The organism is Nostoc sp., assembly GCF_036917655.1.
GTDB lineage: Bacteria > Cyanobacteriota > Cyanobacteriia > Cyanobacteriales > Nostocaceae > Nostoc.
Genome location: NZ_JBALCY010000009.1, coordinates 218,895 through 233,292 on the forward strand (window position 1 = coordinate 218,895; position 14,398 = coordinate 233,292).

Below are 14,398 nucleotides of genomic sequence, written 5' to 3' on the forward strand. Positions count from 1 at the left end.
ATTTTGCAAACTTGCTATTTTAGAAGCAGGATCGAGATTGAAACTTCATCCCTTTTTTACAAACTTTTCCCATATCAGATTAATTCCGCCTAAAGCATGAATACTCATAAAAATAACAAATAAAATATATGAGGAAGTCGCAATAATCAGAGTTAATAAAAAGTCTAAATTAATATTTTTTAAAATTAAAAATACAACTAGCATCAAAGTGCCAATTATAACTGGACGGCGAATCATTCGCCATAAATTTAATGGAAATAAGAGAGTATATGTGAAGTAAACATACTGGCTAAAGCCAAGAATAGTCATTAGCAATGCCATTATAGCTGCACCTAGTAAATGATATTGGGAAACTAATGCCACACCTACCAAACTTCCTAATGTAGTTGTAATAAGCACTTCACGCAGGTTCACTATCTCAAAATGATTGGCTACAAGTAAATAGCACAGTGTGCGTATGAAAGGCAAGAAAAGCAGTGATATAGCACTTATACTCAGAGCTAAACTTCCTTGAGCAAAACTAGGTGTATAGATAAAAACCAGTAAATCTTTGCCAAAAAATAACAATCCAAGGAATAAGGGTAATCCCATAGTTAGTAGAATTTCAATAAAGCTTTCAGCGATCGGCTGCTGCTTTTCCCGTCCTTGATCTGCTACTTTTGAGAGTCTCGGGAACATTGCTACAGTGATACTGTTGGCAATAATCAAAAAGGGTTGTAGCAGTTGTAGTATTCCACCAAAAAGACCTACTAAAAACTCATTTCCCAACAATGAAAGAATCAAGATTTGAATTCTGCTACTGACTACAGCCATTGCTTCAATAGCAACAAATGTCCGTGCATTTTTAATTGTATCCCATACAAAAATTCTATCAATCTGCCATTGGATTTTGACTAAGCGTGTGATCAGAATCCATTCAATTACCAGAATTAATGTTTCCGAAAAAAATAGGATCGCTCCCAGATATTCAATTCCATACTTCAGTTGCATTGCCCAGATCATTATTAGTAGGCGTAAGATATACACTGGGACTGTAGCAATGGCAATCAAATGCATCTTTTCTTTAGCTTGGAAAATTGCCTCCGTGATGTTGGAAAGTGCAAAAGGAATAATCGTTAAGCCCATAATGTAGCAAACAGTAGAAGTTTTGGAATTATAGGGAAGTAAAAACACTACAATAACTAACGTCCCATAACTCAAAAAACTAAATATTAATTGCAACCAGGTACCACTCATTAAATAAACAGATGTTTTTTCTGGTTCACGGGCTATTTCTCTGGTAAACAATATTTTTAGCCCCTGTGAAGCAATGCCCACAAACATAAAGTAGTAGCTATACGCTAATAGATACTGCCCTAAAGCCTCAACTCCTAGAGTACGAGCAATAGCAGCGGTTAATACAAATGCTGTAACGCTTTGCGCTAACCGATTGACTATCATTGAGAGGGAATTACTTATTAATTTGTACTTTTCTACCATTCTGAAATTATTAATCAGCCTATTTCGTTAATTTTGAATCACCAATATCTATAAATCTCAAGACTTACTTTTTCTGAATATACCGTTAGAACTTTTTTAGCTTTTCCATAGATACTAGTCATACGAGTTGAGTACAAAAATACACTTTCGTTTAGCTTATATCATTGCACGATTGAGTGTGCCACTCATTCCAATTATTTATTAATAAATCTTTTGAGTTTTCAATCCAAAAGCTTTTATCCGAGTTAAACAGGTAGTTTTTCACTCAGTAAAGTAGAAAAATCTAAATTTAATGCGTGATAAATTATCTTAATCAAGCAATCTTTGTATCAATACATAAACCGTATAATGACTGCTGTCCGGTATGGTTTAGTTTTTATTACCTTAGTAGGCACCTTCTTTTTTCAAAACTACCATAACTGTTTTGAGGAGAATTTCAAAGTCTAACCCAAGCGACCAATTTTCGATGTAGTTAAGATCAAGATTAATCACTTGTTCAAAATCTAAAATATCCGAGCGACCTGAGACTTGCCAAAGACCTGTAATACCAGGTAAAACTTCATGTCGGATAAAATGATGTTCAGAAAACTTATCAACATCTCTAGTAGGTAAAGGGCGAGGTCCTACTATACTCATTTCTCCAAAGATAACATTAAAAAGTTGAGGTAATTCGTCTAAACTGTAACGTCGAAGAAATTTTCCAACACGGGTAATGCGAGGATCGTCTTTAATTTTAAAGATAATCCCATCTTTCGTTTCATTTAATGCTTCTAATTCTTTCTGTAATTTTTCCGCATCAGACCTCATAGTTCTGAATTTCCATACTTTAAACTGTTGGCCATGTAAACCTATACGGGTTTGCCTGTAAAATACTGTGCCAGGAGAGTCCAATTTTATAGCTATAGCTATAGCTATATAAATAGGGAATGATAACATTACAAATAAAGCCGCGAAGCAAAAATCACAACTGCGCTTGATCCAAAAATCTTTACCTGTAATTATCGGACAATCCAAGCTCAGACAAGGCATTCCTCCTATTTTATTAAATTCTACGTTTCTATAAATTGGTTTTAATTCCATCGGTAAAATATGAACTTGGATGCCAGATGCTTGAAATAACCAACATAAAAACATTCTGTTTTTTAAAGCATCCCAAGATATAAAAACTTCTGTTACACCTAATTGATTAAGTTGATTCAATGTTTGCTGACGTTGATATCTGTCTAATGAATTAGCATTCGCCGTACCAGATACAATGTAGTGTTTTTCTTTTTTTATAAAGCTAGCAATCTGCTCATGATCTTGAGGATCGCAAATAATGAAGACAGAAGAACGAACTATTTTTTTCTGCTTGCGCAAATATTCAAGAGTAATATTTACAGCATATCTACCAGTACAAATAAAAAATATACTTAGCAACCAAGATAATAATATTAATCTTGGGCGTGTAATATCAACAACTGGTTTATATAAAAAAGAAACTAATAGTATTAATCCATGAGCAAAAGTTAGCGATTTGATAATATTGAAATAGTCATAGCGTTTTTGACCTTCTCGATAAATACCTTCGACAGCTAGTGATCCTATTTGAATCGCAATGGTTATTAAAATCGGTAAATAATGACTTGGTATATACCAAGTAAAATACCCAGAAGAAGATTGATATCCAGCTAAAACCCAAGCTAAGGATAAAAGAGTATAGTCTACTAAAAACAATGTTGTTAATCTCAACCACCATGAACCCTTGCGTACCCTGACAAATGCAGATGCACGTAAATCCAAAGGCACTTCACTGAATTTATTTGTTGTAATGCTTTGATTACTCATAGTTAGGAACACTTAGTGTAGTTAAAATTTGACGGAAACTTATATAAGACAAGTGGGGTATCTCACATTTTTATTTCAAAGAAACCTGACCTTTGTAGTCTACTATTAACATTTTCTTAGGAGTAATCTTAAGTTCTTGATCAAAAGCATCTTCCAGGGTCGGTTTGAGTGCGGTTACTACCCATATACTTAGCTTTTGTTGCAGGGTAAAATCCAGTTTATTCAGGAAATTTTGAGCTTTGATACCGCCGAAAAAAGGATTTGTTGGTGAGTTAACTTATAGTTGAATAAAATTCCTGACGTTAATAATCAAGTAGGTCAGGTAAAAATATTAGAATTTTTAAGGTGCGTAATAGTTGAACTGAATTACTACAGTTTCATTGCAGAGTTCTACTTTTATACTTGAAACAGTGATATCCTTCCAAAATTACTGTAGCATGTTTAGCTAGACTAATTCAGCTTTGCTTAGAAGTTCTCTGTTTCTTTACGCATAATTACTGATTAACAAAACTTACAAACATAACTTACAGCAAAATGCATCAAAAATTTGACTATTGTTACAAAACTTTACATATTGCATATTGTGGTTAAACTTGGGTCAAGTTTCATAGACATCTCTAGATAATTGGTCACAGATTAATGAAAATAAATTTTAATAACTGAAAGTAATATCAACAATGTCTGATATCTGTGAGTCCTATCATATGTGCGTTACAAGCATTTTTATCTCCGAAGAGAGAGTAATCTTTTTTGATCCAATTTTTTTGCGTCCATATTACATTTTGGACTGTTCTAATCTTGTCTATCAAAAATTGAGGGCTTAGGCACGGTGGTATCACCATAAAAAAATCAACATTGGATTTGCTACAAGTCTTTGCTTGTAGCCAAAGAGCTTGAACGGGTGTTCGCTGCGAGAAAAAAGCAAATATTTTATCTGTATCTTATGTTACATTTACACAAATACTAAGTTCATATGCAAGGTTTTCACCTTATATATAGTGAGATTAAACGTACTTGATGAGAGTTTTACTGAGTCAGGAAAACGCTCTCCTAAGAAACCGCATTTGCTTGAGGTTGCGGCCCTGACTTGAAAGTGCTGAGTGCTGATGAGCCAGTGCGTTGCTGTGAGTCCACCCCTGTATACGGGTTTACCGCCGTAGGCGACTGGCGGTAGCGAGGGACGAGCGTCACCCGAAGGGAGGTTCCCTCCATTGTCGCAACTGGCGTTGCTAAGTAAAAAAATACTACTACCTAAGCACCAGCCCCTCTTCATGTGTTCTGGTGTATGCAGTTTATGACGGTTACTTAATTTAAGCAAATTATAATTATGGCTTTACACTATTTTTACATATGAAGAAAGACAATGAAGATTCGGTAATAATTATTTTTCTCTTCAGCAAATTTTCATAAAAGAGGATAGAGTCTTTACAGTATTATATTTTGAGTTATCTAAATTATGTAAAACGAAAAACTTTTGTTTGTCAACTAAAGCTAAATTTGCAAATTAAATGCTTGTTTATGCCTGTAACGCAACAACAAAATCATACATTTTTTTTTGATTTTAATTGTATTTTCAAGCAAGTTTTAGTTAAAAATAATATAGGGGATAAAATAATGCGGTGGTTATTATGTTAACTATAAATCGATTAACTAAAGTTTTAAAGACAATTGTCTTTGAAGATGTATAGAATTAGCCTGGTTACTGCAAACCGAAAGCCGCAACCACTTTGGGTAGGTAAGCTACGTTCAGCGTCCAGCTATTAAGGCTAACTAGGCTTTGTTTCTCTAGCCTCAGGATAGAAGCTTAAGGGCGTTAATTTGTAGCCTCATATAGAATTTGGTATAAACACATAATATACAATAATTAATAAATCAATAAATCAATAAAAAAAGGCCATTTCCTGATGGAGTTGATATATAGAAAATGCAAATAAATAGCCAAACTTCAGAATATCAGCAAAATATTCCGTTAAATACCTTAACTCACATTATCGGCACTCAAGTTCTACAGGAATGGAATGAAACCCAAGTAGTTCATCATCAGGATCTGTGTATCCATCAAATGTTTGAGATGCAAGTAGAGCGATCGCCCCAAGCCATTGCTGTAGTATTTGAAAATACACAACTTACTTATCGGCAGTTAAACCAGCGCGCGAATCAACTAGCGCACCACCTACGTAGTTTAGGCGTTGGGCCGGAAGTACTTGTAGGTATTTGCTTGGAGCGCTCCTTGGAGATGATCGTAGGACTGCTGGGAATTCTCAAAGCTGGAGGCGCTTATGTGCCTTTAGATCCGGCATATCCTTCAGAGCGTTTAGCCTTCATTTTGGAAGACACCCAGACACCAGTATTGTTAACCCAAGAAAAATTTGTCAAGAATCTACCACCGCATCAAGCACAAGTAATTTGTCTGGACTTAAACTGGCAAGAGAATATCCGAAACAGTCAAGAAAATCCTGTAAATGAGACGACGACTGATAATCTCATCTATGTAATCTACACATCGGGATCTACAGGACAGCCCAAGGGTGTAATGAACCCTCACCGTGGGATCTGCAATCAACTCTACTGGAAGCAAACAACCTTTGGATTAACTCAGGTAGACAAAGTTTTACTGACTATTTCTTTTAGCTTCGACCCCTCAGTGTGGCAGATATTCTGGCCATTGTGCTTCGGAGGGCAATTGATCATAGCTCGCCCTGGTGGACATCAAGACACTGCCTATCTTGTAAAGGTGATTACTCAGCAGCAAATCACTGTCTTGGCCTTAGTACCTTCCATACTTCGGGTCTTACTGGAAGAGAAGGGAATTGAGAATTGCCGATTCCTCAGGCATATTACCTGTGGTGGTGAAGCTTTACCTGGCGAACTGATAGAACGCTTCTTTGCCCAACTGAATTTGGACAATGTTCTCCATAATTGCTATGGTCCGACAGAAGCTTCCATTGATACTACTTTTTGGACTTGCCAACGCGGCACTAATTATGCCATTGCTCCCATTGGTCGCCCCATTACTAATGCAGAGATTCACATCCTCGATGAAAATTTGCAGCCTGTGCCCGTTGGTGAATCAGGTGAACTGCACATTGGTGGTATTGGTCTAGCGCGAGGCTATCTTAACCGTCCAGAATTGACTATAGATAAGTTCATTTTCGACCCTTTTAGCTCTGAGCCTGGGGCAAGTCTTTACAAAACTGGGGACTTGGCACGTTATTTGAGCGATGGTAATATCGAGTTCCTTGGTCGCATTGACCACCAAGTAAAGATTCGTGGCTTCCGAATTGAATTGGGAGAAATTGAAGCCATATTAGGTCAACATCCTGCACTGACACAGACTCTGGTCATAGCTAGAGAGGATGTTACTGGTGAAAAGCAACTCGTGGCATATGTTGTTGCCAGTTCAGAGCAAATTCCTAGCCAGGTTGAATTGCGTCGCTTTTTGCAAGGTCAGCTACCTGAATACATGGTGCCTGGTTTCTTTGTATTTTTGGACACCTTCCCATTAAATCCCAACGGTAAAATAGACCGCCGCGCCTTGCCTGCACCAGATACATTCACTCTTAGGGTGTCAACTAACTTTGTTCCACCTGAGAATTCGACAGAAGAAGTCTTGGCTAGCATCTGGGCGAAAGTTTTGCGTCTGAAACAAGTAGGCATTCACGACAATTTTTTTGAATTAGGAGGTCATTCACTGCTGGCCACTCAAGTGATGTCTCGGGTTCGCCAAGCCTTTCAGATAGAAATACCGTTGCAACTCTTATTTGAGAATCCAACGATCGCTACTTTAGCTCAAGCGATGCCTACGGCAACCCGTTCGCGTAGCGTCTCCGACAGGAGAAGCGGGAACGCTCAAAATGAGAGTCAAGAAAATGATCCCCAAAATCAGACTATTCCCCAAATAGCCAACCGGGAGTCAGCCCCTTTATCCTTTGCCCAGCAGCGAGTGTGGTTTTTGCAGCAGTTGCAACCCGACAGCCGAGCATATATCGTCTCGAATGCACAGCGCTTAACAGGCAAGTTAAATGCGGGTGTATTGCAACAGTCACTAGATGCGATCGTAGTCCATCACGAAGCACTGCGAACAAACTTTATTACATCACTTGATGGTAGCCCCATACAAGTAATTGGCACGCCTCGGCCAGTGGAACTCAAAATAATTGAGGTAACACAGGAACAAGTGGAATGTCTCCTAAAGGAAGAGGCGCAACGCCCCTTCAACTTAGAATCTGATTTGATGCTGAGAGCTACTTTGCTCCAGGTAGATGAACAGGAGCATATACTCTTGTTAGTCATGCATCACATCGCCTCAGATGGCTGGTCAATAGGCATTCTCTGGCAGCAGTTAGCAGCCGTTTATGATGCTCTTTTGAGCAGTAAGCCTTCCCCTCTGGCAAAATTGTCCATTCAGTATGCCGATTTTGCTGCTTGGCAACACCAATGGCTATCGGGTGAAATACTCGTAAGCCAAATCAACTACTGGAAAACCCAGTCAGCAGGTGCTAATACAGTATTAGAATTACCAACCGACCGACCACGGCCACCAGTCCAAACTTACCAGGGAGCAGTGCAATCCCTGACGCTACCCCAGAACCTGAGTGCATCCTTAAAAGAACTTTCGCATCAGCAGGGTGTTACCCTATTCATGACATTGCTGGCGGCTTTTGGGACAATACTGTATCGCTACACTGGGCAAGAAGACATTCTCATCGGTTCACCCATTGCTGGTCGGAACCAAGTTGAAACCGAAGGGTTGATTGGGTTCTTTGTCAATACCCTCGCCATACGCACTAACCTTTCAGGCAACCCAAGTTTCCGGCAGTTACTTACTCAAGTTCGAGAAGTAACACTAGGAGCTTATGCTCACCAAGCTCTGCCCTTCGAGAAGCTAGTAGAAGAACTACAGCCAGAACGAGATATGAGCCACTCACCGCTGTTTCAGGTAATGTTTGCCTTCCACAATACCCCAAGCCAACTCTGGGAACTTCCGGGATTGACCATTACCCCTCTAGAAGTGCATAGCGGCGCAGCAAAGTTCGATCTTACCCTCGACCTGAAAGAAACTTCAGAGGGGATCAAAGGTGGAATTGAATACAACACAGACTTATTCGATGCTACAACTATCGCTCGAATGCTGGGGCATTTTCAAACTTTACTTGAAGGGATCGTCGCCAATCCAGAACAGCATATTTCAGATTTACCTCTGTTAACAGCAGCTGAACAGCATCAGCTACTGGTGGAGTGGAATAATACCCAAACTGACTACCCCGAAAATACCTGCATCCATCAGTTATTTGAAGCTCAAACCGAAAGAACTCCCAACGCCATTGCCGTAATCTTTGAGAACCAGCAACTAACTTACCAGCAACTCAATCACCGTGCTAATCAGCTAGCGGATTATCTGCAATCACTGGGAGTCAAACCAGAAATCCCTGTGGGGATTTGTGTAGAGCGATCGCTAAATCTAATAGTTGGACTTTTAGGTATCCTGAAAGCAGGTGCAGCCTACGTACCCCTAGACCCAGCCTATCCCCAAGAGCGCTTGGCGTTCATGTTGCAAGACTCGCAAATTTCCATTTTATTAACCCAGCAACATTTATTAAAAACTCTTCCATCCCACCAAGCCAAAGTTATCTGTATAGATAGCGACAGGGATTACATCACCGCACATCAGCAAAATTCGCCACCAAGTTACATTGCTCCCGATAATTTAATTTACACAATTTATACTTCTGGCTCCACAGGGAAACCCAAAGGTGTACAAATTACCCATCGCAGCGTCCTTAACTTCCTCACGGGGATGCAACAGCACCTACAATTAACCAACCTTGATAGTCTGTTGTCAGTTACTTCCCTATCTTTTGATATTGCGGTTTTAGAAATTTTTCTTCCCCTAACACTAGGAGCCAAGGTAATTTTAGTCAGTCGGGAAGTTACTGCCGACGGTTTACAGTTATTACAACAACTCAATAACTCTGCTGCAACTGTTATGCAAGCCACCCCTGTGACTTGGCAAATGTTACTAGAAGCAGGATGGGAAGGAAATGCCCAACTGAAAATTCTCTGTGGTGGTGAAGCCTTACCTCAAAATTTAGCTAACCACTTACGTCAAAGAGGTGCTGAAGTTTGGAACTTATACGGACCGACAGAAACAACTGTTTGGTCTACAATTCATCGAATTAAGCAGGAAGAAGCTTTAGTGACCATTGGCCGTCCTATAGCCAACACCAAGATTTACATTTTAGATAAATATTTGCAAACCGTACCTGTGGGTGTCCCAGGAGAACTATATATTGGTGGTGCAGGTTTAGCACGGGGTTATTTCCATCAGCCTAAACTAACAACAGAAAAATTTATTCATAATCCATTCAGTTGCGACTCTGAAAGCCGCCTTTACAAAACGGGTGACTTAGCCCGTTATTTAAGTGATGGCAATATCGAATACCTTGGTCGCCTCGATAATCAAGTAAAAATTCGGGGTTTTCGCATCGAACTTGGAGAAATTGAAGCTTTATTAGCACAACACCCCACTATACAGCAAACTGTCGTCACAGCTAGAGTTGATAATCCAGAAAATCAGCGACTAGTTGCCTACATCGTTCCTCACCCAGAACAGACACCAACCATAGACGAACTGCGCTACTTCCTCAAACAGAAACTGCCAGAATATATGGTGCCTAGTGCTTTCGTTTTACTAGACACCCTACCCCTAACCCCCAACGGCAAAATCGACCGTCGCGCTTTACCAGCACCAGACTTAACAAGGCTTGATTCAGAAAACACCTATGTGGCTCCCCGTAATGAATTAGAATTCCAACTGACCAAAATTTGGGAACAAGTTCTGGGCATTGAGCCTATCGGTGTCAGGGACAACTTCTTTGAGCTAGGAGGACACTCGATATTAGCAGTAAAACTGTTTTGGCAAATTGAGAAGACATTTAGTAGAAATCTGCCTCTTGCCATTCTGTTCCAGTCAGGGACTGTAGAAGCTCTAGCCAAAATAATCTGCCAAGAAGAAGATTTAGCAATAAACTTGGCTTTAGTAAATACCTTAGACCAATCAAAATCTAGCTGGTCATCCCTGCTAGAAATTCAACCCAATGGTTCAAAACCACCTTTTTTCTGTATTCACGGACTGGGTGGAGAAGTCTTGTGTTTCCGTGAATTGGCACTGCATCTGGGGTCAGATCAACCATTCTACGGACTACAGCCACAAGGGCTAGATGGAAAACACTCTTTCCATACGCGGATTGAAGACATGGCAGCGCACTACATTCAAGAAATCCAGACCCTTCAGCCCAATGGTCCTTATTTTCTGGGAGGCTATTCTTTTGGCGGTGTAGTTGCTTTCGAGATGGCTCGGCAACTCCAAGAGCAAGGCGAACAAGTTGGTATTCTAGTTCTGCTTGATAGTTGTCGTCCAGGTTATAGCTGGCGGCCGTCATTTCTCAGGCGAGTTTTTTTGCATTTAAATAATGTGGTTCAACAAGGTCCTATCTACCTTTGGCAAAAGGTTGTGAGATGGAGCCATTGGCGTAAGCACCATCTCCAAAATACATATAACCGTTACTTGGAAGAGGTACTTCATTTACCTGAAACTGACAAGCATTTAAAGATTATAGATGCTAACACTCAAGCCATGAGTGAATATATCTTTTCACCTTACTTTGGTCGAGCTATCCTCTTGCGAACAGACGATCAGAGTCGCAGCGAAGCTATAGGTACAGAATACGATCCTCAATTCGGCTGGGGCGATGTAGTTGCTGGAGGATTAGATATCCATTACATTCCCGGATCTCACCTTGGCCTACTTAATGAGCCGCAGGTACAGGTGTTAGCCGAAATATTGAGAAATTGCTTAACTCAGGCGCAGTCTCCAAAGAATTAATTTTAACTTTTCCCTCGGTTCAGGATTTCAAAATAGCAGACCCCAACGGCAGAAAATGACACCTGAGAGTTATTAGCTGATGATATTGTGAGATCACTGCTGCAAGAGGGTTTTCCGACCCAGGCAAATGGCGATTGTGCAGCCTCTTCTCTACGAGAGGCTGCGCCAACGAATCATTTTACAAGTGGCGTGAGGGCAAACAAGGATCACTCGAAGGGTATCTGACAATCCTCTACCTTTGCACAACTTACCACTGCTGGGTAGTTTTGCTATTTCTTAGTTTAAAAACCAATTGGCAGAATAATGGAAAAATGCTTGCTAGTGGTAACTAGGATGAGATAATTATTCTGTGGAACTGGAATACTGGTAACAGTCGAATAACCAAAAGACCTGACCGATTTAATAATGCGATGAATCTTGCTAGTGTCACAGATTGAACAGAGGTAATTATTGTGGCACTGAAAGCTCGAATGACTGTCGTTTTTAGGTTTTAAGTTGGTAAGCAATCCCCAATCTACTGATGCTATATAGACGATTTGGACGCACAGAATTACAGATGCCAGTGTTTTCTTGCGGTGGCATGAGATATCAGTTCAAATGGGAGGATGTTCCCAATAATGAAATTCCTGCTGATAACCAGGCGAATCTGGAAGCGACTATTAAAAGAGCAGTCGAGGTTGGGATTAATCATATTGAAACTGCCCGTGGTTATGGCACTTCCGAAATGCAATTGGGGAGAATATTGCCCAAGTTTGCCCGCGAAAAGTTGATTGTTCAGACCAAAATAAACCCACAGACAGATGCGAAAGAATTCCGTGAGACGTTTGAACAATCATTAAAAAATCTCCAACTAGATTATGTTGACCTTTTAGGATTGCACGGCATCAATCATGCTGAGTCATTAGACTACAGCATCCGTCCTGGTGGCTGTTTGGAAGTAGCGCAGCAGTTGCGAGCTGAGGGAAAAGTCAGATTTATTGGCTTTTCTACACATGGCTCAACAGATATGATTGTGCAGACAATTAATACTAACCAATTTGATTACGTGAATCTGCACTGGTACTACATTAATCAATGGAATTGGGCGGCAATTGAAGCAGCTAAACGTCACGATATGGGGGTGTTTATTATTAGCCCATCTGATAAAGGAGGTTTGTTATATAAACCACCACAAAAATTAGTAAATGTTTGTGCCCCTTTGAGTCCAATGGTGTTTAATGATTTGTTTTGTTTGAGTCATCAAGAGGTGCATACCCTAAGCTTGGGAGCAGCAAAACCACAAGATTTTGATGAACACCTGAAAACTTTAGAATTAGTAGATCGAGCATCAGAAATTTTGCCACCGATTTTAGCAAGGTTGGAGTCAGAAGCGATCGCTACTTTGGGAGAAGATTGGGTAAAATCCTGGCAGACAAATCTACCAACCTTTGAAGAAACCCCTGGTGAGGTAAATATTCGGGTGATTTTGTGGCTGCGGAATCTAGCGATCGCCTACGATCTGCTAGACTACGCTAAAATGCGCTACAACCTACTTGGCAATGCCAGTCACTGGTTCCCTGGCAACAAAGCTGATCGGCTAGATGAATTAGACTTGCGGCAATGTCTCACCCGCAATCCCCACGCCGATAAAATTCCCCAAGTTTTGGAACAAGCGCATCAGATGTTGGCAGGTGAAGCCGTCAAACGTCTATCTAAGACTTGATGAATTGGGGATTGGGGATTGGGGATGAAGAGAAATTACTCCAAACTCCTAAGTCCTAACTTCCCAATATCCCCAACGATCGCTAGTCAGATTTTTTCGTATCTGCTGATTTATTTGGCTTCGGTATGACTAGCACCTTATCAACGCGGTTCCCATCCATATCCATTACTTCAATTCGCATACTTTGCCATTCAAAATAATCTGCGGCGGCCGGAATACGACCTAAATTGGTGATCACAAAACCACCTAAAGTTTGATAACTACCACGTTCGTCAGATTGCCACTCTTCCATACCAAAAAGTTCCAAAAACTCCTCTACAGGCAACATCCCATCCAAAAGCCAGGAACCATCTTCGCGTTGCACTGCTTGCGGTTGATCCTGTCCATCTGTTGAAGGAACATCACCTACGATTTCACTCATGATGTCGTTGAGAGTGACTAATCCTTGAATCACGCCGTATTCATCCACTACTAGCGCCATGTGAGTGATGGTTTGCTTGAACAATTCCAAAACTTTCAAGCCACGGGTGCTTTCTGGCACGAATACGGGCTGTCGCAATCCCACTGTCAAGTCTAGCGGTTCTCCTCGGAAACTCCTGGCTAATAAATCGGTGACAGGGATCACACCTAGCACGTTGTCAAGTCCCGCCTGACAAATTGGATACCGAGAATAGGCACTATCAACCATTTTTTGGCGATTTTCTTCGGCAGAGTCGTCTAAGTCTAGCCAGACGATATCGGGACGGGGTGTCATTAAGTAGCTGACAGGGCGATCGCCTAAACGAAAGACTCGCTCCACCATATCCTGTTCGGCTTCCTCAAAGGTTCCCGCCTCGGTGCCTTGCTCAATTAAGATTTTAATTTCTTCTTCGGTGACTTGCGGCTCGGTAGAAGCTGTAATTCCCAGCACTCGCAGGATCAAATCTGTAGAAGCGCTTAAGAGAAAGACTACTGGAGAAGCGATCGCCGCCAAGGCTTGCATCGGAATAGCTACAATTGATGCAATCCTTTCTGGGTTGTTTAATGCCAGACGCTTCGGTACCAATTCGCCAACAATGAGTGAGAAATAGGTAATCAGCAAAACCACTATTCCGAAGGAGAGCGGTTCACTATAAGGTGCTAACAAGGGGACGCGTTTTACATAGATTGCCAACCGACTGGCAATTGTTGCTCCGCCAAAAGCACCAGTCAGGATACCGATCAGGGAAATACCCACTTGAACGGTTGACAGGAAATGATTTGGAGACTCAGCTAGTTTCAGTGCTACTTTTGCCTTAGGATCTCCTTGATTAGCAAGCTGTTGTAGCCTAACTTTCCGGGCTGAGACAATCGCCATCTCAGACATAGAAAACACGCCGTTGGCAATAATTAGCACCAAAATGATTAAAATTTCAAAAGTGATGGAGGACATGTTTAAAATTGCCGCTTATCAGAGCGAACGTAGCTCAATCCCTAGTATCTAGTATTAAAGGTGCTTCTATAAATGCTTTGACTGTACACAAAGT

At 40.7% G+C, this 14,398-nt stretch carries 6 protein-coding genes; 2 read left to right on the top strand and 4 right to left on the bottom strand.

Annotation, left to right across the window (positions count from 1 at the left end):
* Nucleotides 1–45 precede the first annotated feature (45 nt).
* The 3 genes from V7K30_RS05315 to V7K30_RS05325 all read right to left on the bottom strand — a co-directional run bounded on the left by V7K30_RS05315 (nucleotide 46) and on the right by V7K30_RS05325 (nucleotide 4,518).
* Nucleotides 46–1,479, bottom strand: a complete 1,434-nt coding sequence (locus V7K30_RS05315; RefSeq protein WP_334997803.1) for an oligosaccharide flippase family protein — start codon at nucleotides 1,477–1,479, stop codon at nucleotides 46–48.
* Between the two features lie 384 nt (nucleotides 1,480–1,863).
* Nucleotides 1,864–3,306 carry a sugar transferase gene (locus tag V7K30_RS05320; protein WP_334997805.1) on the bottom strand — a complete coding sequence of 481 codons (1,443 nt, stop codon included), beginning with the start codon at nucleotides 3,304–3,306 and terminating at the stop codon, nucleotides 1,864–1,866.
* Between the two features lie 1,050 nt (nucleotides 3,307–4,356).
* Entirely contained in the window at nucleotides 4,357–4,518 is a 162-nt protein-coding gene (locus V7K30_RS05325; RefSeq protein WP_334997807.1) for a hypothetical protein, read from the bottom strand.
* Nucleotides 4,519–5,230: 712 nt separating this feature from the next.
* Between V7K30_RS05325 and V7K30_RS05330 the strand changes: the two genes are divergently transcribed.
* Nucleotides 5,231–11,191: an amino acid adenylation domain-containing protein gene (locus tag V7K30_RS05330; RefSeq protein ID WP_334997809.1), complete on the top strand. Its 5,961-nt coding sequence runs from the start codon at nucleotides 5,231–5,233 to the stop codon at nucleotides 11,189–11,191.
* Between the two features lie 520 nt (nucleotides 11,192–11,711).
* A complete protein-coding gene (locus V7K30_RS05335; RefSeq protein WP_334997811.1) occupies nucleotides 11,712–12,893 on the top strand; it encodes an aldo/keto reductase in 1,182 nt (393 codons plus the stop codon).
* A gap of 82 nt (nucleotides 12,894–12,975) precedes the next feature.
* On the opposite strand, the gene V7K30_RS05340 is transcribed toward V7K30_RS05335, so the two are convergent.
* Nucleotides 12,976–14,304, bottom strand: coding sequence for a hemolysin family protein (locus V7K30_RS05340; protein WP_334997813.1), 1,329 nt, complete (start codon nucleotides 14,302–14,304; stop codon nucleotides 12,976–12,978).
* Nucleotides 14,305–14,398 lie beyond the last annotated feature (94 nt).

What these genes read in the sequence shown, in the direction of transcription:
- V7K30_RS05340 (WP_334997813.1), bottom strand. Translation starts at nt 14,304, where the DNA reads ATGTCCTCCATCACTTTTGAAATTTTAATCATTTTGGTGCTAATTATT.
- V7K30_RS05330 (WP_334997809.1), top strand. Translation starts at nt 5,231, where the DNA reads ATGCAAATAAATAGCCAAACTTCAGAATATCAGCAAAATATTCCGTTA.
- V7K30_RS05335 (WP_334997811.1), top strand. Translation starts at nt 11,712, where the DNA reads ATGCTATATAGACGATTTGGACGCACAGAATTACAGATGCCAGTGTTT.
- V7K30_RS05315 (WP_334997803.1), bottom strand. Translation starts at nt 1,479, where the DNA reads ATGGTAGAAAAGTACAAATTAATAAGTAATTCCCTCTCAATGATAGTC.
- V7K30_RS05320 (WP_334997805.1), bottom strand. Translation starts at nt 3,306, where the DNA reads ATGAGTAATCAAAGCATTACAACAAATAAATTCAGTGAAGTGCCTTTG.
- V7K30_RS05325 (WP_334997807.1), bottom strand. Translation starts at nt 4,518, where the DNA reads ATGGAGGGAACCTCCCTTCGGGTGACGCTCGTCCCTCGCTACCGCCAG.